Origin of the sequence: Streptomyces sp. NPDC051041 (genome assembly GCF_044456065.1) — a bacterium.
GTDB classification, from domain to species: Bacteria; Actinomycetota; Actinomycetes; order Streptomycetales; family Streptomycetaceae; genus Streptomyces; species Streptomyces glaucus.
Genome location: NZ_JBITFM010000007.1, coordinates 43,749 through 67,525 on the forward strand (window position 1 = coordinate 43,749; position 23,777 = coordinate 67,525).

19 protein-coding genes are annotated in these 23,777 nt (G+C 74.6%); 13 read left to right on the plus strand and 6 right to left on the minus strand.

Annotated features, from left to right (window positions below; translation table 11 throughout):
• Positions 1-58: 58 nt before the first annotated feature.
• Both ACIBAI_RS14335 and ACIBAI_RS14340 read right to left on the minus strand, forming a co-directional pair.
• A complete protein-coding gene (locus ACIBAI_RS14335; RefSeq protein ID WP_399034051.1) occupies positions 59-1,288 on the minus strand; it encodes a cation:proton antiporter in 1,230 nt (409 codons plus the stop codon).
• A 5-nt stretch (positions 1,289-1,293) separates the two neighbouring features.
• Positions 1,294-1,779 (minus strand): cation:proton antiporter regulatory subunit, encoded by a 486-nt coding sequence (locus ACIBAI_RS14340; RefSeq protein WP_399034052.1) that lies wholly within the window; start codon positions 1,777-1,779, stop codon positions 1,294-1,296.
• Between the two features lie 229 nt (positions 1,780-2,008).
• On the opposite strand from ACIBAI_RS14340, the gene ACIBAI_RS14345 reads away from it, so the two are divergent.
• Together ACIBAI_RS14345 and ACIBAI_RS14350 are read left to right on the plus strand one after the other, a co-directional pair.
• Complete coding sequence (locus tag ACIBAI_RS14345) at positions 2,009-2,998, plus strand: sensor histidine kinase (protein ID WP_399034054.1); 990 nt, start codon at positions 2,009-2,011, stop codon at positions 2,996-2,998.
• Complete coding sequence (locus ACIBAI_RS14350) at positions 2,995-3,648, plus strand: response regulator (RefSeq protein ID WP_399034055.1); 654 nt, start codon at positions 2,995-2,997, stop codon at positions 3,646-3,648. The genes ACIBAI_RS14345 and ACIBAI_RS14350 overlap by 4 nt, the downstream gene beginning before the upstream one ends.
• Positions 3,649-4,139: 491 nt before the next feature.
• On the opposite strand, the gene ACIBAI_RS14355 is transcribed toward ACIBAI_RS14350, so the two are convergent.
• Both ACIBAI_RS14355 and ACIBAI_RS14360 read right to left on the minus strand, forming a co-directional pair.
• Complete coding sequence (locus ACIBAI_RS14355) at positions 4,140-5,288, minus strand: Vms1/Ankzf1 family peptidyl-tRNA hydrolase (RefSeq protein ID WP_399034056.1); 1,149 nt, start codon at positions 5,286-5,288, stop codon at positions 4,140-4,142.
• Between the two features lie 335 nt (positions 5,289-5,623).
• Positions 5,624-5,995: a hypothetical protein gene (locus ACIBAI_RS14360; protein WP_344607525.1), complete on the minus strand. Its 372-nt coding sequence runs from the start codon at positions 5,993-5,995 to the stop codon at positions 5,624-5,626.
• A gap of 318 nt (positions 5,996-6,313) precedes the next feature.
• Between ACIBAI_RS14360 and miaB the strand changes: the two genes are divergently transcribed.
• The 3 genes from miaB (at position 6,314) to ACIBAI_RS14375 (ending at position 8,972) form a co-directional block, all read left to right on the plus strand.
• A complete protein-coding gene (gene miaB, locus ACIBAI_RS14365; RefSeq protein ID WP_399034058.1) occupies positions 6,314-7,840 on the plus strand; it encodes a tRNA (N6-isopentenyl adenosine(37)-C2)-methylthiotransferase MiaB in 1,527 nt (508 codons plus the stop codon).
• A gap of 29 nt (positions 7,841-7,869) precedes the next feature.
• A complete protein-coding gene (locus ACIBAI_RS14370; protein WP_344607521.1) occupies positions 7,870-8,136 on the plus strand; it encodes a hypothetical protein in 267 nt (88 codons plus the stop codon).
• Between the two features lie 74 nt (positions 8,137-8,210).
• Positions 8,211-8,972, plus strand: coding sequence for a class III extradiol dioxygenase subunit B-like domain-containing protein (locus ACIBAI_RS14375; protein ID WP_399034060.1), 762 nt, complete (start codon positions 8,211-8,213; stop codon positions 8,970-8,972).
• Between the two features lie 102 nt (positions 8,973-9,074).
• On the opposite strand, the gene ACIBAI_RS14380 is transcribed toward ACIBAI_RS14375, so the two are convergent.
• Entirely contained in the window at positions 9,075-9,374 is a 300-nt protein-coding gene (locus ACIBAI_RS14380) for an antitoxin (protein ID WP_399034062.1), read from the minus strand.
• A 437-nt stretch (positions 9,375-9,811) separates the two neighbouring features.
• On the opposite strand from ACIBAI_RS14380, the gene miaA reads away from it, so the two are divergent.
• From miaA to hflX, 5 genes are all read left to right on the plus strand, one after another.
• Positions 9,812-10,750: a tRNA (adenosine(37)-N6)-dimethylallyltransferase MiaA gene (miaA, locus tag ACIBAI_RS14385; protein ID WP_399034064.1), complete on the plus strand. Its 939-nt coding sequence runs from the start codon at positions 9,812-9,814 to the stop codon at positions 10,748-10,750.
• 109 nt (positions 10,751-10,859) lie between these two features.
• A complete protein-coding gene (locus ACIBAI_RS14390; protein WP_399034067.1) occupies positions 10,860-11,366 on the plus strand; it encodes a hypothetical protein in 507 nt (168 codons plus the stop codon).
• Between the two features lie 51 nt (positions 11,367-11,417).
• A complete protein-coding gene (gene dapF / locus ACIBAI_RS14395; protein ID WP_399034068.1) occupies positions 11,418-12,296 on the plus strand; it encodes a diaminopimelate epimerase in 879 nt (292 codons plus the stop codon).
• A 303-nt stretch (positions 12,297-12,599) separates the two neighbouring features.
• Positions 12,600-14,834, plus strand: a complete 2,235-nt coding sequence (locus ACIBAI_RS14400) for a RelA/SpoT family protein (RefSeq protein WP_399034070.1) — start codon at positions 12,600-12,602, stop codon at positions 14,832-14,834.
• Positions 14,835-15,293: 459 nt separating this feature from the next.
• Positions 15,294-16,784 (plus strand): GTPase HflX, encoded by a 1,491-nt coding sequence (hflX, locus tag ACIBAI_RS14405; RefSeq protein ID WP_399034072.1) that lies wholly within the window; start codon positions 15,294-15,296, stop codon positions 16,782-16,784.
• Between the two features lie 153 nt (positions 16,785-16,937).
• Here the strand turns inward: hflX and ACIBAI_RS14410 are convergent, their stop codons facing one another.
• On the minus strand, positions 16,938-18,161 hold the full coding sequence (locus ACIBAI_RS14410; protein ID WP_399034074.1) for a trypsin-like serine peptidase: 1,224 nt from the start codon (positions 18,159-18,161) through the stop codon (positions 16,938-16,940).
• A gap of 507 nt (positions 18,162-18,668) precedes the next feature.
• Between ACIBAI_RS14410 and ACIBAI_RS14415 the strand changes: the two genes are divergently transcribed.
• From ACIBAI_RS14415 to ACIBAI_RS14425, 3 genes are all read left to right on the plus strand, one after another.
• On the plus strand, positions 18,669-20,627 hold the full coding sequence (locus ACIBAI_RS14415; RefSeq protein ID WP_399034418.1) for an IucA/IucC family protein: 1,959 nt from the start codon (positions 18,669-18,671) through the stop codon (positions 20,625-20,627).
• A 97-nt stretch (positions 20,628-20,724) separates the two neighbouring features.
• Positions 20,725-21,639: a GNAT family N-acetyltransferase gene (locus ACIBAI_RS14420; RefSeq protein ID WP_399034075.1), complete on the plus strand. Its 915-nt coding sequence runs from the start codon at positions 20,725-20,727 to the stop codon at positions 21,637-21,639.
• A gap of 148 nt (positions 21,640-21,787) precedes the next feature.
• On the plus strand, positions 21,788-23,764 hold the full coding sequence (locus ACIBAI_RS14425; RefSeq protein ID WP_399034077.1) for an ATP-dependent DNA helicase: 1,977 nt from the start codon (positions 21,788-21,790) through the stop codon (positions 23,762-23,764).
• Positions 23,765-23,777 lie beyond the last annotated feature (13 nt).

Genomic DNA, 23,777 nt, shown 5'->3' on the forward strand with positions numbered 1-23,777 from the left:
CGCCGGGGCCCGGGCACGCCGCACCGCCGCCCGGACGGGGCCGTACGCGGTGCCGCCGTCAGTCCCCCACGGACGCCTCCGCCTCCGCCGGCCGCGGTGCGCTCTCGCCCGTCCGCCCGCTCCCGGCGGCGCGGCGGCGGGTCCAGCGGGTCGCCAGGGGCTCGGTGAAGCGGGCGGTGAGGGGCCCGAGGATCACCAGGATGAGCACGTACGCCGTGGCCAGGGGACCCAGGGACGACTCGACGCCGGCCGTCACCGCCAGCCCGGCGATGACGATCGAGAACTCGCCGCGCGCCACCAGGGAGCCGCCCGTCCGCCAGCGTCCCCTGACGGATATCCCGGCCCGCCGCGCCGCCCAGTACCCGGTGGCGATCTTCGTCGCGGCCGTGACGACGGCCAGCGCGAGGGCGGGCAGCAGGACCGGCGGGATGCTGGCCGGGTCCGTGTGCAGCCCGAAGAAGACGAAGAAGACGGCGGCGAACAGGTCGCGCAGCGGGCTCAGCAGCGTGTGCGCGCCCTCGGCGACCTCCCCGGACAGCGCGATGCCCACCAGGAACGCACCGACCGCCGCCGACACCTGCACCTGCTGCGCCACGCCCGCGACCAGGATCGTCAGGCCCAGCACCACCAGCAGCAGCTTCTCCGGGTCGTCGCTGGAGACGAACCGGGAGAGCACCCGCCCGTAGCGCACCGCCACGAACAGCACCAGCCCCGCCGCGCCCAGCGCGATCGCCAGCGTCAGGCTCCCGGTCAGCAGCCCGGCCCCGGCCACCAGCGCCGTGACGATGGGCAGGTACACCGCCATCGCCAGGTCCTCCAGGACCAGCACGCTGAGGATCACCGGCGTCTCCCGGTTGCCGACCCGGCCGAGATCGCCGAGCACCTTCGCGATCACGCCGGACGACGAGATCCAGGTGACACCGGCCAGGACGACCGCGGCCACCGGTCCCCAGCCGAGCAGCAGCGCCGCCGCCGCGCCCGGCAGGGCGTTGAGCGCGCAGTCGACCAGACCCGCCGGATAGTGCGCCTTGAGGTTGGTCACCAGGTCACCGGCCGTGTACTCCAGCCCCAGCATCAGCAGCAGCAGGATCACACCGATCTCGGCGCCGATGGCGATGAACTCCTCGCTCGCGCCGAGCGGCAGCAGCCCGCCCTCGCCGAAGGCGAGACCGGCGAGCAGATACAGCGGGATGGGCGAGAGACGGAAGCGGGCGGCGAACCGGCCGAGCAGGCCGAGACCGAGGATGATGGAACCGAACTCGATCAGCAGGACCGCGGACGAGTGCATCCGGATCACCCCTGTCCGAGGATCGCCGCGGCCGCGTCCACGCCCTCGCGGGTGCCGATGACGATGAGCGTGTCACCGCCCACCAGCCGGAAGTCCGGCGCCGGCGACGGGATCGCCTCCGCGCGCCGCAGCACCGCCACCACCGACGCGCCCGTCTCGGTCCGCATCCGGGTGTCGCCCAGCACCCGCCCGTTCCAGCGGGAGGTGGCGCCCACCTCGATCCGCTCGGCGACGAGCCCCAGGTCCGAGGTGTACAGCAGGCTCGCGCTGTGGTGGGACGGCTTCAGCGCGTCGATCAGGGCGCTCGCCTCCGAACCGGTCAGCCGCAGGGACTGGGCGCAGGAATCAGGGTCGTCGGCCCGGTACACGCTCACCGTGCGGGTGCCGTCCCGGTGCGCCACGACCGACAGGTGGCGGTGTTCCCGGGTGACCAGGTCGTACTGAACCCCGATTCCCGGCAGCGGCGTCGCCTTCAGACGTGGAGCGGACACGTTTCTTCCCCTTGTTCCTCGCGTGCGGCGCGCTCGGCGCACCTCTGGTTCGTCGCCGAGGTGGACGAGGCGGGTGACGCCGGTGATCACCTCGGCGTCCTCGCATGGTGTCATCCGCCCGTACGGTGGCGACATGGGTGTCATCACGGATATACGCGACCGGCGGGCGGCGGCGAGACTGGGCCCGGCGGCGTCGTGCGCGCGGGCCGGAGGGAGCGGGAACGGAACCGTGTCGTTGTTCTGGCGGATCTTCTCGCTCAACGCCGCGGGCCTGGTCGCCGCCACCGCGCTGCTGCTCGGCCCGGTCACCGTGTCCACCCCCGTCCTGCCCGGGGAGGCCCTGCTGCTCCTGGCGGGCCTCGTGCTGCTGCTGGCCGGCAACGCGGTCGTCCTGCGGCTCGGCCTCGCCCCGCTGAGGAGGCTGGGCCGGGCCATGGCCGCCGCGGACCTGCTGCGCCCCGGGGTCCGCGCGGCGGTCGCCGGTCCGGCGGAGGCGGCCGAACTGATCACGACGTACAACACCATGCTCGACCGGCTCGAAGCCGAACGCGCCGCGGGGGCCGCCCGCGCCCTCGGCGCCCAGGAACGCGAACGCCACCGCGTCGCACGCGAACTCCACGACGAGGTCGGCCAGACCCTCACCGCCGTCCTCCTGCAGCTCAAGCGTGTCGCCGACCGCGTCCCCGCGGACCTGCGCGAGGAGGTCGGCCAGGCGCAGGAGGCGACCCGGGCCGGCCTGGAGGAGATCCGCCGCATCGCGCGCCGGCTGCGCCCCGGCGTCCTGGAGGAGCTGGGCCTGGCCAGCGCGCTGCGCTCGCTCGCGACCGAGTTCACCACCCACGGGCTCACCGTGCGCCACCACCTCTCCGGCGACCTGCCCCCGCTCGACGCGGAATCGGAACTCGTCCTGTACCGGGTGGCGCAGGAGAGCCTGACCAACACGGCCCGGCACGCCGCCGCCGACCGCGCCGACCTGTACCTTCGGCCGCTTCCCGGCGGCGTCGAACTCCTCGTGCGCGACAACGGCACCGGTCTGGGCGCGGCCCCGGAGGGGGCCGGGATACGCGGTATGCGCGAGCGGGCCCTGCTGACCGGGGCGGCCCTCTCGCTCGGACCGGCCCCCGGGCGCGGCACCGACGTGCGGCTGCGCGTGCCGGCCGGCCCCGCGCCCGCCCGCACGCGCCCGCGAATACCGGCGGGCGCGGAGGCCGGCCGGTGACCGCGCCGGTCCGCGTCCTGCTCGCCGACGACCACACGCTCGTCCGCCGCGGGGTGCGGCTCATCCTGGACGGCGAACCGGACCTGGAGGTCGTCGCCGAGGCCGGGGACGGGGCCGAGGCGGTGACCCGCGCCCGGGAGACCGCCGTGGACCTGGCCGTCCTGGACATCGCCATGCCCCGCATGACCGGCCTGCAGGCGGCCCGGGAACTCTCCCGCCGCCTGCCCGCCCTGCGCATCCTGATCCTGACCATGTACGACAACGAGGAGTACTTCTTCGAGGCGCTGCGCGCCGGCGCCTGCGGATACGTCCTCAAGTCCGTCGCCGACCGCGACCTGGTCGAGGCGTGCCGGGCGGCCGTACGCGACGAACCGTTCATCTACCCGGGCGCCGAACGCGCCCTCGTCCGCTCCTACCTGGACCGCCTCCACCGCGGCGACGGCCTGCCGGCCCGGGCCGTCACCGAGCGCGAGGAGGAGATCCTCAAGCTGGTCGCGGAGGGGCACACCTCCAGGGAGATCGGCGAACTCCTGTTCATCAGCGCCAGGACCGTCGAACGCCACCGTGCGAACCTGCTCCGCAAACTCGGCGTGCGCGACCGCCTGGAACTCACCCGCTACGCGATCCGCGCCGGGCTCATCGAGCCGTGAGGACGCCGCGCGGCGAGGCGCATCGGCCGGCGGGCGGCACGCGCGCACGAGGGGCGCACCGTACGCGGGCGGGGCGGCGGACCCGTCCCGGGCGGCACGCGCGCACGAGGGGCGCGCCCGCGGGTGGCGGGCCGCCGACCGCCGCGGGCGCGCAGCGGGCCGTGACCGGCCACGGCGGACGGGGGAGGGGTGGCGCGGCTCACACCCTTCGGGGAAAGAAACGACTTTGGTTCATGGTTCAACTGTGTGCGGGTGCGGAGGGGACAGTGTCCCCGGGCCTCACCTATCGCCCGTGGGGACGATCGTTCGGCTGAAGCCCCACGGAGCCACTCGCCGCGAGGCGACCGCCCTCCGCCCCGCCCCCGACCGCCCCGGCCGGCCCTCCCCCGAGCCGGCCGGGGCTTCCCGTCCGCCGTGCCCCGGCACGCCGCGCCGCCCGCCGGCACCGCGCCTCCCGGCTCGTCGGCGGATGCCGGCGGGACCGCCCCCTGTCACGCGCCGGTCGGCTCGTAGGTCCAGCGCAGCAGTGCGCCGAGGCCCCCCGTGGGAAGGTCCGAGTCGTCCTCCCGCTCCTCCGCCGGAGGGACGACCAGGACGTCGGCGGCCGTGACGGCGGCCACCCTCAGCAGCGCGTCGTCGGCGCGCACCAGGATGGGTTCGCTCTCGCCCAGGGTCTGCGCGTCGGTGCGGCGGACCGCGACCTGGTCGGGCTCGGCCCCCACCCACGTCTCACGGGCCAGCTCCGCCCCGTCGGGCCGGATCAGCAGCGTGTCGATGCGGTGTTCCTGCGCGGCCTCCACCAGGGCCGGAACCCCTTCCACCGCGTCCGTCGGCCGGTCGGTGCCCACCCGTCCGGCGCGGAAGCGCTCCAGTGCCTCCTCCACCCGGCGGTGCATGTACTGCCGACGGGCCTGTTCGATGACCTCCTCCAGGGGGACGGAGTCGGAGCCGGCGGCCCGGCCCCCGTGCTCGGTCCCGATCGCCACCTTGCGGATCGTCTCCGGGAGCCTGTCGTACACGGAGGACCGCTCCCGCGGATCCCCCGCGAGGACGACCAGGTCGGCTCCGCACTCCTCGAACGCGGCGGCCAGCGCTTCGGCGATCTCGCCGGCGTTGTGCTCCCAGGTGTTCTCGACCTTGAGCTGGAAGTGCCGCTCGTTCCACTGGGCCGAGCCCGTGCGGTGCACGGGGTGCTGCCGCCCCTCGACCTGCCCGGCGTCCTGCGGGCCGGCCGCCGCGCGCAGTTCGAAGTCGGCGCCGGTGCGGTCGATGTACGCCACCAGGCAGGCCGGGTCCTGGCCGGACAGCTCCAGCAGCGGCGTCAGGCGCGGCAGCGGGGCCCAGCAGGCGAGCGGGCGCTGCGGCGGCCGGGAGAGACGGTGGCTGAGCACCACCTCCCCGCCGGTGGCGAAGAAGACCCGCCCCGCGGGGTCCTCCTCGGGGGAGACGCTCATCAGGGCGGCACGCACCGCCTCGACGGTCGCCGCGTCGGCGCCTTCCTCCTCCAGCGTCCGGCAGGCCTGCCGGACCAGCAGCTCGCGCTGCTTGGCCCCCGTCTCGTCGTTCTGGGCGGGATCGAAGTACACCGTGGCCCACGGGCCGCGACGCTCGAAGAGCGGTTGCAGGAATGACAGGTGCACGATTCCTCCTTGTGCATTCCGGATCTCGGGAGCCGTTCCGGCCGATGAGCCGAGTGCCCGACGGGAGGCGCGGGACACGCGGTGCGGTCCGCCCGGCCGTCGCCGTGCCGCCCGGCCCGCTGTCCGGACCGGGGCACGCCCGCGACGCGCTTGCGCCGGGCCGGGGCGGGGCCGTCGCCGCCCGCCCACCGCGGCCGGGTTCGGTCCGGTACGGCGTGCGAGGTGCGTGTGTGACAGGAGCCGGGCGGCGTGCCGTCCGCCCGGGCGCGGTGGCGGGCGCGGTCCCGCCCGGGCCCGGGACGCCTTCGGCACCGCGAGCGGGCGGTCCGCGCGCGTCAGCCCGTGGAGCGGGGCTGTGTCGGGTTCTCCGGGGCGCCCTGGGACGGCGGGTTCATCTTCGGCCCCGAGGTGACGGGCGACACCGAGGACCCGGTGTCGGCGGCGGGCGCGTGCTCGGGAGCGGGCGCCAGCGGCGAGCCCTCCGACGGCTGCGCGCCCCCCTCCAGTTCCTGGAGCCGGGTCCGGAGGGCCTGCACCACGGGGAGCCGGTTGCCGTGCGCCTCCTCGTAGGCGAGCACCTCGCGCAGGCCCGGCTCGTCGAGGGTGCGGATGCGGTGCTGGAGACTGCCCAGCGGAAGGTGGTCGTAGTCCGGCAGCGGCAGCGTCTCGTGCTGCGGTACCTGTGTCCTGGTCTTTTCCTCGGACATGAGCACGTCCTTTCTGCGCCGGCGTGCCTGCGGATCTCGGGCGGTGTTCCCTCCGGCTGACCGGCGGACTTTCCGGAAGCCGCCCCTCCTGGTAAGGGGCAAGTCCCTCGTCCGGGACCGCCCAAACTGCCCGCCGCGGTCCTCGTCCGGGACCGGCGAACGCGCCGCACCGCCGGCGACCGGGCCGACGGCCGCCCGCGGCGGGGCGGCGCGTTCGCCGCCGGTCCGCCCCGGCGCCCCCGACGCGGACCGCCGGGGGAAGCCCCGTACCGGCCACGGCCGGGACGGGGCCCTTCGGTCACCGCCTACTCTTGAGCCATGACCAGCAGCAGCGACCGGAGCCCGGCAGTGGACGTTCGAAACACCATGACGTACGAGATCCGCACCTACGGGTGCCAGATGAACGTCCACGACTCCGAGCGATTGGCCGGGCTGCTGGAGGACGCGGGCTACGTCCGCGCCCCCGAGGGCTCCGACGGCGACGCGGACGTCGTCGTCTTCAACACCTGCGCGGTCCGCGAGAACGCCGACAACAAGCTGTACGGCAACCTCGGCCACCTCGCGCCCAAGAAGGCCAGGCGCCCCGGCATGCAGATCGCGGTCGGCGGCTGCCTCGCGCAGAAGGACCGCGACACCATCGTCAAGCGGGCGCCCTGGGTGGACGTCGTCTTCGGCACGCACAACATCGGCAAGCTGCCCGTCCTGCTGGAACGCGCGCGCGTGCAGCAGGAGGCGCAGGTCGAGATCGCCGAGTCGCTGGAGGCGTTCCCCTCGACGCTGCCGACCCGGCGCGAGAGCGCCTACGCGGCCTGGGTCTCCATCTCCGTCGGCTGCAACAACACCTGCACCTTCTGCATCGTCCCGGCGCTGCGCGGCAAGGAGAAGGACCGCCGCCCCGGCGACATCCTCGCCGAGATCGAGGCCCTGGTCGCCGAGGGCGTCTCGGAGATCACCCTGCTCGGCCAGAACGTCAACGCGTACGGCTCCGACATCGGCGACCGGGAGGCGTTCAGCAAGCTGCTGCGGGCTTGCGGGACGATCGACGGCCTGGAGCGCGTGCGCTTCACCTCCCCGCACCCGCGCGACTTCACCGACGACGTCATCGCCGCCATGGCCGAGACGCCGAACGTGATGCCGCAGCTGCACATGCCGCTGCAGTCCGGCTCGGACACGGTCCTGAGGGCGATGCGCCGCTCCTACCGCCAGGAGCGCTACCTCGGGATCATCGAGAAGGTCCGGGCCGCCATCCCGGACGCGGCGATCACCACCGACATCATCGTGGGCTTCCCCGGTGAGACCGAGGCGGACTTCGAGCAGACGCTGCACGTGGTGCGCGAGGCGCGGTTCGCGCAGGCGTTCACCTTCCAGTACTCCAAGCGGCCCGGCACCCCGGCCGCCGAGATGGACGGCCAGATCCCCAAGGAGGTCGTCCAGGCGCGCTACGAGCGGCTCGTCGCCCTCCAGGAGGAGATCTCCTGGGAGGAGAACAAGAAGCAGGTCGGCCGCACCCTGGAGCTGATGGTCGCCGAGGGCGAGGGCCGCAAGGACGGCACCACCCACCGCCTCTCCGGCCGCGCCCCCGACAACCGCCTGGTGCACTTCACCAAGCCGGAGCAGCAGGTGCGCCCCGGCGACGTGGTGACGGTCGAGGTCACCTACGCGGCCCCGCACCACCTCCTCGCCGAGGGCCCGGTGCGCAGCGTCCGCCGCACGCGCGCGGGCGACGCCTGGGAGAAGCGCAACGCCGCGCAGAAGGCCGGGCCGACGGGCGTGATGCTGGGCCTGCCGAAGATCGGCGCGCCCGAGCCGCTGCCGGTCGCGGCGAGCGGCTGCGGCTGCGACTGATCCCGGAGCACGGCGGGAAGGAGAGCCCCATGCCGTACAGCGTGGAGTACACGGAGCGCGCGGCACGCGTGCGGGACAGCCTCCCCGCCGACCGGCGCGAGGTGCTGGAGCGGGGACTCGCCATCCTGGTCGCCGACCCGCGCCACAAGTTCTCGCACCCGGTGGGCGACGACGAGTCGACCCGCGAGATCGCCCTGTCCCGGAACCTGTTCGTGGAGTACGTGATCAGTGACGGCAAACTCGTGGTGCTCGTCCTGACCCTGATCGACCTGACGGACGTGCTGATCGAGGACTGACGGAGCAGCGGCGGCCCCGGACGCGGCGGGTGCCGGATGCGTGGGGGCGGCCGTACGGGGTTACGCTGCCGATCATGCTTGTCGCCGCAGCAGTCTGCCCCTGTCCGCCGCTTCTGGTGCCCGAGATCGCCGCGGGCGCCGCGCCCGAGCTGGACACCGCGCGTGCCGCGTGCGCGGACGCGCTGGACGTGCTCGCCGCCGCCCGGCCTGACCGGCTCGTGGTCGTCGGGCCGGACGACGGCGCCGGGCCCGGGGACGCCGGGCCGCGGACGTATCCGGAGGGCGCCCGGGGGTCGTTCCGCGGCTTCGGCGTGGATCTCGGCGTACGGCTGGGACGGCCGGACCGGGACGCGGGAGCCGGGCCGGAGCTGCCGTACGCGCTCGCCGTGGCCGCCTGGCTGCTGGAGCGGGCCGGGTGGGCCGCTGCCCCGGTCGAGGGACTGGCGGTGGGGGAGGCCCTCGCGGCCGAGCGGTGCCTCGGCGCCGGCCGGGAGATCGCCGCGCGGGCCGGGCGGGTGGCGCTGCTGGTGATGGGCGACGCCAGCGCGTGCCGCACGCTCAAGGCCCCCGGATACCTCGACGAGCGGGCGGCGCCCTTCGACGCGGCGGTCGCGCGTGCGCTGGGCGCGGCGGACACGCCCGCCCTCGCGGCGCTGGACGCCGGGCTCGCCCGCGCACTGCGGGCGTCCGGCAGGGCACCCTGGCAGGTCCTCGCCGGCGCGGCGGAGGACACGGCCCTCGACGGCGCGCTGCTGTACGAGGACGCCCCGTACGGAGTGGGGTACCTCGTGGCCACCTGGTCCCGGAGCGAAATCCCGGTGGGGCACCGGCCGTAGTCCGGCCGGGGCGTGCCGCCCGCCGCGGGGAACGGCGGACGGCCGGGGGCGTCCTGCCCCGCGGCCGTCCGCCGCTGCGCCGGCCGGGAAACCCGATGCCGGTCAGGAAACCGGCGGCGGTGCGGACGGAGGCGGCGCGCTGCCGTCCGTGTCCGCTTCCGGGACCGGCCCGTGCGCCCCGGCCCCGGGGCCGCCCTTGTGCGCGAGCCGGTCCACGGCCTCCTTGGCCCTGCCCGTGCCCCGCTGGATCCTGTCGCTGTACTTGCCCCCGGTCCTCTCGTCGACGACCCGCGCGGCCTTGTCGAGGCCGTGCCGGATCCTGCCCTCGTGCCGCTGTGCGAGGTCCGAGACCCTGTCCTTCGCCGGGCCCAGCCTGTCCTTCATGCTGTCCAGCAGACCCATGGCTCACCTTTCCCGTGGTTAGCCTTCTCCGACGGGGCGGTCAGGTGCGGGCGCTCCTGCCCGCCCCGCGGTCGGTCGCCGTGCCGGCGGACCGCTGCCTGGGGATCCCCGGGCTCCCCGCGGCGGCGGCACCGGCGGTCCCCGTCGCCGCCGGTCCCCCGTCCCGCGCCCCGGTCCCGGCGGCCGTCGCCTCCTCCGCGCTCCTCGACCTCCGGAAAAAACGTGCAAAAACGCCCATGCCAACTCCCTACGTTACTCGTGCGGATGACTTCCCGCGCAGCTCGGGGCGTCCCCCGTCCGACCGGACCCGGTGGGGCGTCCGGCGCGCCGCCGCCTGCGGCGGCCGGACGGAGACCCCGCAACGGGCAACGACCCCGCGGTCGCACCGTCACATAACTCGTTCGAGGGCACGGTGCGAGGTTTGCGAGACTGGGGCGGTGAGCAGCGCACCCCCCGCCCCCCGCGTCATCGCCGTCGTCGGGCCGACCGCGGCCGGAAAGTCCGATCTGGGCGTCTTCCTGGCCCAACGGCTCGGCGGCGAGGTCGTCAACGCCGACTCCATGCAGCTCTACCGCGGAATGGACATCGGCACCGCCAAGCTGACACCCGAGGAACGCGGCGGCGTCCCGCACCACCTCCTGGACGTCTGGGACGTGACCGTCACCGCCTCCGTCGCCGAGTACCAGCGGCTGGCCCGGGAGCGGATCGACGCGCTGCTCGCCGCCGGACGCTGGCCGATCCTCGTCGGCGGCTCCGGTCTCTACGTCCGGGGCGCCGTCGACAACCTGGAGTTCCCCGGTACCGACCCGGAGGTGAGGGCCCGGCTGGAGGAGGAGCTCACGCTGCGCGGCTCCGGGGCGCTGCACGCCCGGCTCGCCGCCGCCGACCCCGAGGCGGCGCGGGCCATCCTGCCCAGCAACGGCCGCCGGATCGTCCGGGCCCTGGAGGTCATCGAGATCACCGGCAAGCCCTTCACCGCCAACCTCCCCGGCCACGACTCCGTCTACGACACCCTCCAGATCGGCGTCGACGTCTCCCGCCCCGAACTGGACGAGCGCATCGCGCGCCGGGTCGACCGGATGTGGGAGGCGGGCCTCGTCGACGAGGTGCGCGCTCTGGAGGCGCAGGGGTTGCGCGAAGGGCGTACGGCCTCGCGCGCGCTCGGCTACCAGCAGGTTCTCGCGGCGCTCGCCGGGGAGTGCACGCTGGAGGAGGCCCGGGCCGAGACGGTGCGTGCCACCAAACGCTTCGCGCGCCGCCAGGACTCGTGGTTCAGGCGCGATCCCCGGGTGCACTGGTTGAGCGGGGCCGCGGCCGATCGCACGGATCTCCCGCACCTCGCCCTGTCGTTGGTCGAACGACCGGTTACAGCCTGATCACGTGATGGCATCGGGACGCCCAGGCCGCCATCCCGGCCTCCGGCGCCGTGCCATCATCGAGCTTCGATCGACCAAGTGGAGTCCTGAGTTGGGAGGGCGCGTGGCGATGGAGGCCGGCCCTCGCGACACCGCACAAGGCACCGAGCACCTCACCGCCGGCCCCGGCGAACCGGAGCCGGACGGCGGCCGTCTCAGCCCGGACGGGCCCGACGAGACGCAGGACGGTGTGACCGCCGACGGCCCGGAGCCCGAGGAGATGTACGCGGGCGGCGACGAGGTCGAGGTCGAGCTGCGGCCGCAGCGCCGGCTGCGCATCTGGCAGCTCGCGCCCATCGTCGGCCTGGCCGCGGTCGGTTCCCTGATGTTCGCCTTCCCGCTGGCGTTCGACTTCGGCGACAGCGGAGCCGTGATCGCGATGCTGGGGCTGCTGATCTGCTCGTGCGCGGCCGGCTGGGGCATGATGGCCGCCCGCCGGGTGGGCTACACCTGGCCGGGCCTGCCGCAGCGCGGCTCCGGACGCCGCCCGGACTGGCGGGTGATCCTCGCGTACGTCGTGGTGGTCGCCGCGGTGGTCGTCCTGGCCGTGTGGCGGGTGGCCCGGCTGCGGGGCTGAGGCCGTCGACGGGCCCGCCGCGCCGTCGCCCCCACCCCGTACGATCGGGGCATGAGCACGCGGATCGCCTTCCTCAAGGGGCACGGCACCGAGAACGACTTCGTGATCGTCCCGGACCCCGAGAACGTCATCGACCTCTCCCCGGCCGCCGTCGCCGCCCTGTGCGACCGCCGCGCGGGCATCGGCGGTGACGGAGTGCTGCACGTGGTGCGGTCCGCCGCCCATCCCGAGGCCGAGGACATGGCGGCCGAGGCGGAGTGGTTCATGGACTACCGCAACGGCGACGGCTCGGTCGCCGAGATGTGCGGCAACGGCGTACGGGTGTTCGCGCGCTACCTCCAGCGCGCCGGGCACGTGGCGGAGGGGGACATCGCGGTGGCCACGCGCGGGGGCGTGAAGACCGTGCACATCGCCGAGGACGGCGACATCACCGTCGGCATGGGCAAGGCCCTGCTCCCCGAGGGGGAGGTCACGGTCCGCGTCGGCGAGCACAGCTGGCCCGCGCGGAACGTGAACATGGGCAACCCGCACGCGGTCGCCTTCGTGGCCGACCTCGCCCACGCCGGCGACCTGCTCTCGCCGCCGCCGTACAGCCCGGCCTCCGCCTACCCGGACGGCGTGAACGTCGAGTTCGTGGTGGACCGCGGCCCCGGACACGTCGCGATGCGCGTGCACGAGCGCGGCTCCGGGGAGACCCGCTCCTGCGGCACGGGCGCGTGCGCGGTCGCCGTCGCCACCGCCCGCCGGGACGGCGCCGACCCGGCGGTCACCGGCACCCCGGCCACCTACACCGTCGACCTCCCCGGCGGCACCCTCGTGATCACCGAGCGGCCCGACGGCGAGATCGAGATGACGGGTCCCGCCGTGATCGTCGCCGAGGGCGAGATCGACGCGGAGTGGCTGGCGGACGCCGCCCGCCGCAGGGCCTGACGGCCTCCCTCCCCGGGCCCGGAACTGTGATCTCCGACGCAGGGCGGAGCGCCTCGCGGGAGCGGTCGCCGCACGGCCGCCTGGCCGGAAACCACGCCTCGCCGCAGGTCAGACGGGGCGAAAACGCGAACCCACCCGCCTTCGCTCGAATGGGTGATCCGTTTCGGGCTCGGCGAGAGCCGGTCAGCGGGACGTGATGGGCTCGGTAGCATCAAGCACCGGCCCGGACGGGGGACCGACACCATCCCCTGGACCCGTGCGCCAGGGGTACCCGTCCGCCGGTCCACGCAGCCGGAGGTGCCCATGAGCGCGGAGGTCACGAACCCTGCGAGCCCAGGCCCGGTGAGATCGGGCCCGGTCACGCCGAGCCCGGTCGCACCGGGCGCGACGACGCCGGCAGCGCCCCGCAGAAAGGCCCGCGCCCGGATCGACCTGCGCCGCCTGGGCCGCGCCGCACTGCTCGGCCCCGCCGCCCGCGACCGGCTGCCCGACGCCATCGGCCACGTCGTCGAGGCCCACCGCGCCCACCACCCCGACGCCGACCTCGAACCCCTGCGCCGCGCCTACCTGCTGGCCGAGTCCTCGCACCGCGGCCAGATGCGCAAGAGCGGCGAGCCGTACATCACCCATCCGCTCGCCGTGACCCTCATCCTCGCCGAACTCGGCGCCGAGACCACGACGTTGACGGCCTCCCTGCTCCACGACACCGTCGAGGACACGGACGTGACCCTGGACCAGGTCGGCGAGCAGTTCGGCGAGGAGGTCCGCTATCTCGTCGACGGCGTCACCAAACTGGAGAAGGTCGACTACGGCGCCGCCGCCGAGCCCGAGACCTTCCGCAAGATGCTCGTCGCCACCGGCAACGACGTCCGCGTGATGTCGATCAAACTCGCCGACCGGCTGCACAACATGCGCACCCTCGGCGTGATGCGCCCCGAGAAACAGGCGCGCATCGCCAAGGTCACCCGCGACGTCCTCATCCCGCTCGCCGAACGGCTCGGCGTCCAGGCGCTCAAGACCGAACTGGAGGACCTCGTCTTCGCGATCCTGCACCCCGGGGAGTACGAGCGCACACGGGAGCTGATCGCCGAGAACGAGGCCCGCGCGGACGACCCGCTCGCCGAGGTCGCCGACGAGGTGCGCTCGGTCCTCCGGGAGGCCGACATCCCTGCCGAAGTCCTCATCCGGCCGCGCCACTTCGTCTCCGTGCACCGCGTCTCCCGCAAACGCGGCCGGCTGCGCGGCGCCGACTTCGGCCGGCTGCTGGTGCTCGTCAACGAGGACGCCGACTGCTACGCGGTGCTCGGCGAACTGCACACCTGCATGACGCCCGTCGTCTCGGAGTTCAAGGACTTCATCGCCGTCCCCAAGTTCAACCTGTACCAGTCGCTGCACACCGCGGTGGCGCGCCCGGACGGCCAGGTCGTCGAAGTCCTGATCCGCACCCACCAGATGCACAAGGTCGCCGAGGCCGGTGTCGTCGCTCTCGGCAACCCCTACGCGCCGGCCTCCGACGATCCCGCCGACGGCGAACGCGTCGACCCCACCCGTCCCGGCTGGCTCTCCCGCCTCCTGGAGTGGCAGCGGGCCGCGCCCGACCCCGACACCTTCTGGTCCACCCTCCGCGAGGACCTCGCCCAGGACCGCGAGATCACCGTCTTCCGGCCCGACGGCGGCACGCTGGGCCTGCCCGAGGGCGCGACCTGCGTGGACGCCGCATACGCCCAGTACGGCGAGGACGCGCACGCGTGCATCGGCGCCCGCGTCAACGGCCGCCTGGCGACGCTGAGCACCGTCCTGCGGGACGGCGACACGGTCCAGCTCCTCATGGGACAGGACCCGGCCTCCGAGCCCTCCCGGGAATGGCTGGAGCACGCGCACACCCCCGCCGCCCGCATCGCCATCCAGCGGTGGCTGGCGGCCCATCCGTCGCACGGGGACGACCCGCGGGACGAGGCGCGGGAGGAGGGGGCCGTCCCCCCCGCGGCTCTCCGCCCGGCCGGCGAAGGGGCCGCCACCCGTTCCGCCGGCCGGGCCCGGGCGGCCGCGCGGCCCGTCCCGGAGGGCCCGGCCCCCCGCCCCGTCACCGACAACGTCCTCGTGGACCTGCCCGACGCGACCGTACGGCTGGCCGGCTGCTGCACCCCCGTACCGCCCGACCGGGTGACCGGCTTCGCCGTCCGCGGGGGAGCGGTGACCGTGCACCGTGTCGAGTGCGCCGCGGTGGCGCGGATGAAGAGCGCGGGACGCGCGGAGGTCGGCGTGCGCTGGGGAGACACCACCGAATGCCGGGTCACCCTGCTCGCCGAATCGTTCGTCCGCCCCCATCTCCTCGCGGACCTCACCGAAGCCATGGCCCTCGAGGGCGCCGAGATCGTCTCCGCGACGGTCGAACCCCCGGCCCAGCAGCGGGTGCGCCACACGTACACCGTCCAGCTCCCGGACGCCGCCCACCTGCCCGCCCTGATGCGCGCCATGCGCAACGTGGCCGGCGTGTACGACGTGTGCCGGGCACAGCCGCAGACGTCGGGGGCGTGAGCGTGCCGACCGGGGCGTGAGCCCGCGCCGGGGCGTCGAGTCCGTGCCCGGCGGGCGCCCCGGTCCCCGTTCGGGTGCGCCGGGCGGGCGTCGTCTCCCGTGCCGTACGCGTGCGCCGGCAGCGGCGGACCCTGCTGCTCACCCCCCCCACGCGCACCGGGTCCCCGCGACGCCCGGCCGGCCGGAGGGGCCGGCGGACGCCTGTGCAGGAGACCGGCGGGACGCGGCCGACGGCCGGGAAAAGGCGGTGACGAGACGGCTCGTGCCGTGCGACCATCTTCGGACCGGCGCGGCACGGGTCACGGGAATCCCTCGGGGTACTCGTGCGTTGTGAACAGTGACGGGCCGGCTCCGAAGGGCGGATGTCCTCCGGACCGTCCTCCGGGACGGGCCGGAAACCGGTTCCGCTCCGTCGACGCAAACGGATCCTCATCCATTTCCCAGCTACGTAAGGACCCAATGACCTCCTCTTCTTCCCCTTCCCAGGACACCAAGCGCCTCGCGCACGCCTACCCCGAGGGTCTTCGGGCCGATGCCCTGATGGAAGAGGACGTCGCCTGGAGCCACGAGATCGACGGAGAGTGGGACGGCGACCAGTTCGACCGCTCCGAGCGCGCGGCGCTGCGCCGCGTCGCCGGCCTCTCCACCGAGCTGGAGGACGTCACCGAGGTCGAGTACCGCCAGCTCCGCCTGGAGCGGGTCGTCCTCGTCGGCGTCTGGACCTCGGGCACCGTGCGGGACGCGGAGAACTCCCTCGCCGAGCTCGCCGCCCTCGCGGAGACCGCGGGCGCGCTCGTGCTCGACGGTGTCATCCAGCGTCGCGACAAGCCCGACGCGGCGACCTACATCGGCTCCGGCAAGGCCGAGGAGCTGCGGGACATCGTCCTCGAGACGGGCGCGGACACCGTCGTCTGCGACGGTGAGCTCAGCCCGGGCCAGCTGATCCACCTCGAAGACGTCGTCAAGGTCAAGGTCATCGACCGCACGGCCCTGATCCTGGACATCTTCGCCCAGCACGCCAAGTCCCGGGAGGGCAAGGCGCAGGTCGCGCTCGCGCAGATGCAGTACATGCTGCCGAGGCTGCGCGGCTGGGGCCAGTCGCTGTCCCGGCAGATGGGTGGTGGCCGCGGCGGTCTCGCGACCCGCGGTCCCGGTGAGACCAAGATCGAGACGGACCGGCGCCGGATCCGCGAGAAGATGGCGAAGATGCGCCGGGAGATCGCGGAGATGAAGACCGGCCGCGACATCAAGCGCCGGGAGCGCCGCCGCAACAAGGTGCCGTCCGTCGCCATCGCGGGCTACACCAACGCCGGCAAGTCCTCCCTGCTCAACCGCCTCACCGGCGCGGGCGTGCTGGTCGAGAACGCGCTGTTCGCGACCCTCGACCCGACCGTGCGCCGGGCGGAGACCCCGAGCGGGCGGCTGTACACGCTGGCCGACACTGTCGGCTTCGTGCGACACCTGCCGCACCACCTGGTCGAGGCGTTCCGCTCCACGATGGAGGAGGTCGGCGACTCCGACCTGATCCTGCACGTGGTCGACGGTTCGCACCCGGCTCCGGAGGAGCAGCTCGCCGCGGTGCGCGAGGTGATCAGGGACGTCGGCGCCACCGACGTGCCCGAGATCGTCGTGATCAACAAGGCCGACCTGGCCGATCCGCTGGTGCTGCAGCGGCTGCTGCGCGTCGAGAAGCGGTCCATCGCCGTCTCGGCCCGCACCGGCCAGGGCATCGACGAGCTGCTCGCGCTGATCGACAGCGAGCTGCCGCGCCCCTCGGTCGAGATCGAGGTGCTCGTGCCGTACACCCACGGCAAGCTCGTCGCCCGCGCCCACACCGAGGGCGAGGTGATCTCCGAGGAGCACACCGCGGAGGGCACCCTGCTGAAGCTGCGGGTGCACGAGGAACTGGCGGCGGACCTCGCACCCTACGTGCCGGCGCCGGTCGCCTGAGGCCCGTGAACGACCCAAGGCCCGCCCCCTGACAGCAGCTCTCCAGGGGGCGGGCCTTCCTCGTGGGCGAGTCACCGGCCGCCGCACGTCCCGCTCACGTTCCGGTGCGGCGCCCCGGCCGCCCGGCCGGGGCGCGGGCCAGGTGCCGCTCCCTCACCGGCCGGCGAACTTCTCGCTCACCGCGTCGTACACGTCCCTGGCCTCCGCGCCCAGCCGCGGACCGGCCAGCCAGCCCGACGTCACCGGGCCGATCGAGGTGTTGGACACCAGCGCCGGCTCGCCGTCGGAGCCCGTCCCGATCCAGCCGCCGCCGGACGAACCGGCGGTCATCGTGCAGCCGATGCGGTACATCGTCGGGTCGGAGGCGTTGAGCGACAGCCGGCCCGGCCTGTCCTGGCACCGGTACAGCCTCTGCCCGTCGTACGGCGGCGCGGCCGGGTAGCCGACCGCCGTGACGCTCCGCGTCCGCGGCACGGCCGGCGCGTCGAAGTCCACCGGCAGCGCCGAGCCGACCGTCTCCTCCAGCGACTTGCCGCCGCTGCCCTTCTCCGGCGTCACATGGATGACGGCGAAGTCGTACGAGGCGCCGTCGCCGCCCGTCGCGCCGCCCTGTTCGATCCACTGGTCCGAGGTCTGCGCCCAGTCGCCCCACCAGACACCGTAGGGAGCGACCTCCTCCTTGGCGGCGTTCTGCAGTTCCCCGGCCGACCTGCCCGCGTCGTTGTACGACGGCACGAACGCGATGTTGCGGTACCAGCCGCCCTTCTTCCCGGCGTGCACGCAGTGGCCCGCCGTCCAGACCAGGTTGGACTTGCCGGGGTGGGCCGGGTCCTGCACCACCGTCGCCGAGCAGACCATCGTGCCCTCGGGGGAGTCGAAGAACACCTTTCCGGCGGTGGCGGCGTTGGCGTGGTACGCGGGCGGTACGGCCACCGCCTCCACGGGCCGGGGCGTGGGGTCGGTGACGCCCCGGTCGCCGGAGAGGTCGCCGTCGACGACGCCCGTGTCGGGCTCCTCGGCCTTGCGCATCCGGTCCGGGTCCCACAGGTCCTCGATGATCGGGTTGACGAAGTCCTGGGCCTCGCGCAGCCAGTCGTCCCGGTCCCAGTTCCGCCAGGCGCCGTTCTCCCACTGGTCGAGGTCGATCCCGTGCTCCTTGAGCTTGTCCCTGAGGTGGTCCGGGATCCTGATCCGGCCGTCGTCGGCGGCCGACGCGGAGGCCGACGCGTCGCCGCCCGCCCCGGCGCCGCCGGAGTCGCAGGCGGTGGCGGTGAGCGCGAGCACCGAGGCGAGCGCGACGGCGGCCGGCCCGGGGAAGACGGCGCGGCGCCCGCCCCTGCGCCGGCGAACGGTGGACGACGGCCGTATGGATCGCATGGTGGTGACTCCCCCTGATGTGGACGTACAGGACGCCGGTGCCGTGAACTCCTGCCGGTCCCCGGCCGGGTCCGGCCCGGCCGCGCGGCGTCGTGGAACGGCATCACACCCTATGCGCTCGCGGCGGGGGAGTTCCGAAGGAACCGCAACGGTTCGGCTACAAGCCGTCTGACCTGGCCGTCGTCCGCGGATCAGCCGATCGGCGTCCTTCCGTCCCCGATCCCGTCGGCGGCCGCGGGACGTTCCCGCGGCAGGGATTGCGGACCAGGCCGTAACCCGGGGGACCGTCCGGGGTTGGTAGCGGCGGGGCCCGCCGTCCGCGGGCGGCCCCGTGCCCGTGGCGATGCGAGCCGTCGACTCGCCCGTGGACGACGGGAGGATCTGGGAACCGTGGCCGAGTCTGCGTCCGCGCGTGGGGAGCGCGCGTCCGAGGGGACCGGGACAGGCGCGTCCGGGAGAACCGGCACGTCCGTGGGGGCCGCCGCGAAAGGCGCCGAGGACGGCCGGGTGCGGGCCGCCGGCTCGCCCCGGGCGCCGCGCCCGCCCGCGGCCGCGGCGGTCCCGCGTCAGCAGAGCGGGGGGCGGGTCGCCGCACGGCCGTCCGGCGCTCCCGCCGACCTCCTGGGACACCCCGACCCCCACACCGCCGCCCAGGCCGCCGGCGTGGAGAACCTGCTGCGCTGCTGGGTGCGCGAGACCGGCCTGCGCGCGCCCGGCGACGGCCTCCTGCGCATCCCCCTGCCCGCCAGCGGCACGGCCCTGCTCGTGCCGGTCCACTACTGGTCCCCGACGGGCTGGCACCGCTTCGGCCTTCCGCGCCTGGCCGGCGCCCCCGAACCGGCCCCACCGGCCGACGCGGTCACGGTCGCCGCCCTGCTCGCCAGGGAGACCCCCGGCGGCCGGCCCGCACCCGGCGCCCCCGGCGCGAGCACCGGCCCCCACAGCCCCGCGGCGCCCCCCACGGCCTTCGCCCCCGGCGACGGCGCCGGACTCGTCGCCCGTGTCGCCGACTCCGTCCGCCGGACCGCCACCTTCATCGGCGACCGCCGGGAACGCCCCCTCGGACCCTGCGACCTCTTCCTCACCGCCGAACAAGCCCTGGTGCTCGGACACCCGCTGCATCCGGCGCCCAAGAGCCGCGAGGGGCTCTCCGAGGCCGAAGCGCGGCCGTACTCACCCGAGCTGCGCGGCTCCTTCCCGCTCCACTGGCTGGCGGTGTCCCCCCGGGTGCTCGCCACCGACTCCGCCTGGACCGAGCGCGGCCGTCGCGTCGCCGCGGCCCGGCTCACCGCACGCCTCGCCGGAGACGGGCTCGAGCTGCCGGACGGGTACGCGGCCCTGCCCCTGCACCCCTGGCAGCTGCGCGAGGTGCGCCACCGGGCCGGGACCGCGGCCCTGCTGGAGGCCGGACTGCTCCGGGACCTCGGCGCCCACGGCGGCCTCTGGCACCCCACCTCCTCGGTGCGGACCGTCTACCGCCCCGGCGCGCCCGCCATGCTCAAGCTGTCGCTCGGCCTGTGCATCACCAACTCCCGCCGCGAGAACCTCCGCAAGGAACTCCACCGCGGCGTCGAGGTCCACCGCCTGCTGCGCAGCGGGCTGTCCCCGCGGTGGAGGGCCGCGCACCCGGGCTTCGACATCGTCCGCGACCCCGCCTGGCTCGCCGTCGACGGGCCGGACGGCGCACCCGTGCCCGGACTCGACGTGATGATCCGGCACAATCCGTTCAGCCCTTCGGACGACGTCTCCTGCGTCGCCGGACTCGTCGCGCCCCGGTCCGGCACCGCAGCCCCCGCCCTGCCCGGTGCGCCGGCGGCCCGGCCGGAGGAGTACGGTCCGCCGGCCCCGCCCTCCCGCCTCGCCGAACTCCTCACGCACCTCGCCGAGCGGACCGGACGCCCCCGCGGGGCCGTCGCCGTCGAATGGTTCCTGCGCTACCTGGAGCAGGTGGTACGGCCCGTGCTGTGGCTGGACGCGGAGGCCGGCGTCGCCCTGGAGGCGCACCAGCAGAACACGCTGGTCCTGCTGGACGCCGCCGGCTGGCCCGCGGGCGGCCGCTACCGCGACAACCAGGGCTACTACTTCCGTGAGTCCCGGCGGGCGGAACTCGACGCCCGGCTGCCCGGCATCGGCGGACGCAGCGACACCTTCGTCCCCGACGAGGTCGCCGACGAACGGTTCGCGTACTACCTCGCCGTCAACAACGTGTTCGGCCTCATCGGCGCCTTCGGCTCCCAGCGCCTCGCCGACGAGCGGCTGCTCCTCGCCGCCTTCCGGCGCTTCCTCGCCGGCGCCGCCTCCGGCCCGGCCGCGCTGCGCACCCCGCTGCCCGCCCGCCTGCTCGACTCACCCGTCCTGCGCTGCAAGGCCAACCTGCTGACCCGGCTGCACGGCCTCGACGAACTCGTCGGCCCGGTCGGCACCCAGTCCGTCTACGTCACCGTCGCCAACCCCCTGCACTCCTGATCCCCGCGCACGTTCCGCTTCCGGCCACGAGGAACCCCCCTCCCGCACCGCCCCCGGTCCCGGGGGCCCCGCCCCGACTCCCGAGAGGAGCGCCGCCGTGCCCCCCACCGACGCGACCGCCGACGCCGGTTCGGCCCCGACCGCCGGCACCGACACGAACCCGGACACCGGCGGGACCGGTACCGGCACGGACGGCGAGGACACGCTGGACCTGCGGCTGCCCGACGGACTCGGCGCGCTGTGCGCACAGCAGGAGGCGGACGCCGGCCCGGGCGGGCCGGGGCGGGCCGCGGGGACGGCGCGGCCCGCCCCCGTCCTCGCCGTCCGTGACACCGGCGCCACCACGGCCGGCGCCGCCCCCCTGCCTCACGTGCCCGGAGCACCGCGCGTCCCCCACGGGCCGGCGGTGCCCGCCGCGCCCTTCGGGTTCCCGGCCGGCGGCGACCTGCTCGACCACGTCGCCGACTGGGGCCCGGTCGGCACCGCCGCGGGCCTGTTCCACCTCGTCCCCGTCCGCGTCGAACGGGACCTCCCGCTCATCGGCCGCTGGATGCACGACCCCGCCGTCGCCGCGTTCTGGGAGCTGGCCGCACCACGGAGCGTGATCGAGCAGCACGTGCGGGCCCAGCTCGACGGCGACGGACGCAGCGTTCCCTGCGTGGGCGTGCTGGACGGCAGGCCGATGAGCTACTGGGAGATCTACCGGGCCGACCTCGATCCGCTGGCCCGGCACTATCCCGCCCGGCCGCACGACACCGGGATCCACCTCCTCATCGGGCAGGCCGCCGACCGTGCGCGAGGGCTGGGCAGCACCCTGCTCAGGGCCGTCGCCGACCTCGTGCTGGACAGGCGGCGCACCTGCGCCCGCGTCGTCGCGGAACCCGACCTCCGCAACGTCCCGTCCGTCGCCGCCTTCCTGAACGCCGGCTTCCGGTTCTCCGCCGAGGTCGATCTGCCGGCCAAGCGGGCCGCCCTCATGGTCCGGGAGCGGTCCCCGCGCGGGCTGCCGTAGCGCCGCGTCGCGGCGTCACCCGTCCCCTCCGGGCGCACCGCCCGCTGCTCGCCCTCCTCTCCGCCAAGGAGCCCACGGTCTTGATCCCCTCCTTCGTCCCCACCTTGATCACCCGTTTGTCAGTGCCGGGCCGTAGGGTGGTCGCGCTATGACGAAGCCCTCACTCCCAGAACTCCTGCACGCCGCCGTCGCCGCCGTCGGCGGCACGGAGCGTCCCGGCCAGGTGGCCATGGCCGAAGCCGTCGCGGAGGCGATCGACGACGGTTCGCATCTGCTGGTCCAGGCGGGTACCGGCACCGGCAAGTCGCTGGGCTATCTGGTGCCCGCGCTCGCGCACGGGGAGCGGGTCGTCGTGGCGACCGCCACCCTGGCGCTGCAGCGCCAGCTCGTGGAGCGGGACCTGCCGCGCACGGTCGAGGCGCTGCATTCGCTGCTGCGCCGCCGCCCGGAGTTCGCGATGCTCAAGGGCCGGTCGAACTACCTGTGCCTGCACCGGCTCCACGAGGGCGTCCCGCAGGACGAGGAGGAGGGGCTCTTCGACCAGTTCGAGGCGGCCGCCCCCACCAGCAGGCTGGGCCAGGACCTGCTGCGGCTGTGCGACTGGGCGGACGAGACCGAGAGCGGCGACCGGGACGATCTCACGCCCGGCGTCTCGGACCGCGCCTGGGCCCAGGTGTCGGTGTCCTCCCGGGAGTGCCTGGGCGCCTCGAAGTGCGCGTACGGCGCGGAGTGCTTCGCCGAGATGGCCCGTGAGCAGGCCAAGCTCGCCGATGTGGTCGTCACCAACCACGCGCTGCTCGCGATCGACGCCATCGAGGGCGCCCCGGTGCTCCCGCAGCACGAGGTGCTGATCGTCGACGAGGCGCACGAACTGGTCTCCCGGGTCACCGGGGTCGCCACCGGCGAGCTCACCCCGGGGCAGGTCAACCGCGCGGTGCGCCGCGCCGCCAAGCTGGTCAACGAGAAGGCCGCCGACCAGCTCCAGACCGCCGCCGAGGGTTTCGAGCGGCTGATGGAGCTGGCGCTGCCGGGCCGTCTGGAGGAGGTCCCGGAGGATCTCGGCTACGCGCTCATGGCGCTGCGCGACGCCTGCCGCACGGTCATCTCGGCGATCGGCGCGACGCGCGACAAGTCGGTCCAGGACGAGGACGCGGTCCGCAAGCAGGCGCTGGCCTCCGTGGAGAACGTGCACGACGTGGCGGAGCGGATCGTCAACGGCTCCGAGTGGGACGTCGTCTGGTACGAGCGGCACGACCGCTTCGGCGCTTCCCTGCGTGTCGCCCCGATGTCGGTGTCGGGCCTGCTCAGGGAGAAGCTCTTCGCGGACCGTTCGGTCATCCTGACCTCGGCGACCCTGAAGCTCGGCGGCGACTTCAACGGCGTCGGCGCCTCCCTGGGGCTCGCTCCCGAGGGCACGGAGGGCGACGACGTCCCGCAGTGGAGGGGCGTCGACGTCGGCTCGCCCTTCGACTACCCCAGGCAGGGGATCCTGTACGTCGCCAAGCACCTGGCACGCCCCGCCCGGGACGGCGACCGCGCCGACATGCTCGACGAGCTGACGGAGCTGATCCAGGCGGCCGGCGGTCGCACCCTGGGGTTGTTCTCCTCCATGCGGGCGGCCCAGCTGGCCGCCGAGGAGCTGCGCTCCCGCATCCCGGAGTTCCCCATCCTGCTCCAGGGCGAGGAGACCCTGGGGGAGCTGATCAAGAACTTCGCGGCCGATCCGGAGACCTGCCTCTTCGGCACGCTCTCGCTCTGGCAGGGCGTCGACGTCCCCGGCCCCAGCTGCCAGCTGGTGGTGATGGACAAGATTCCGTTCCCGCGTCCGGACGATCCGCTGATGAGCGCCCGCCAGAAGGCGGTGGAGGAGGCCGGCGGCAACGGCTTCATGGCGGTCGCCGCCACGCATGCCGCGCTGCTGATGGCTCAGGGCGCCGGTCGTCTGGTGCGGGCGTCGGGCGACCGCGGGGTGGTCGCCGTACTCGATCCGAGGCTGGCCACGGCCCGGTACGGCAGTTATCTCAAGGCATCACTGCCCGACTTCTGGTACACCACGGACCGTAATCAGGTACGGAAGTCGCTCGCCGCGATCGACGCGGCCGCGAAGCAGGCGGAGAGCGCGTGACCGGGGGCGGCCT

Coding starts and splice junctions, on each gene's coding strand:
- ACIBAI_RS14335 (WP_399034051.1), bottom strand. CDS start 1,288: ATGCACTCGTCCGCGGTCCTGCTGATCGAGTTCGGTTCCATCATCCTC.
- ACIBAI_RS14360 (WP_344607525.1), bottom strand. CDS start 5,995: ATGTCCGAGGAAAAGACCAGGACACAGGTACCGCAGCACGAGACGCTG.
- miaB (WP_399034058.1), top strand. CDS start 6,314: ATGACCAGCAGCAGCGACCGGAGCCCGGCAGTGGACGTTCGAAACACC.
- ACIBAI_RS14370 (WP_344607521.1), top strand. CDS start 7,870: ATGCCGTACAGCGTGGAGTACACGGAGCGCGCGGCACGCGTGCGGGAC.
- ACIBAI_RS14375 (WP_399034060.1), top strand. CDS start 8,211: ATGCTTGTCGCCGCAGCAGTCTGCCCCTGTCCGCCGCTTCTGGTGCCC.
- ACIBAI_RS14380 (WP_399034062.1), bottom strand. CDS start 9,374: ATGGGTCTGCTGGACAGCATGAAGGACAGGCTGGGCCCGGCGAAGGAC.
- ACIBAI_RS14390 (WP_399034067.1), top strand. CDS start 10,860: ATGGAGGCCGGCCCTCGCGACACCGCACAAGGCACCGAGCACCTCACC.
- dapF (WP_399034068.1), top strand. CDS start 11,418: ATGAGCACGCGGATCGCCTTCCTCAAGGGGCACGGCACCGAGAACGAC.
- ACIBAI_RS14400 (WP_399034070.1), top strand. CDS start 12,600: ATGAGCGCGGAGGTCACGAACCCTGCGAGCCCAGGCCCGGTGAGATCG.
- hflX (WP_399034072.1), top strand. CDS start 15,294: ATGACCTCCTCTTCTTCCCCTTCCCAGGACACCAAGCGCCTCGCGCAC.
- ACIBAI_RS14410 (WP_399034074.1), bottom strand. CDS start 18,161: ATGCGATCCATACGGCCGTCGTCCACCGTTCGCCGGCGCAGGGGCGGG.
- ACIBAI_RS14425 (WP_399034077.1), top strand. CDS start 21,788: ATGACGAAGCCCTCACTCCCAGAACTCCTGCACGCCGCCGTCGCCGCC.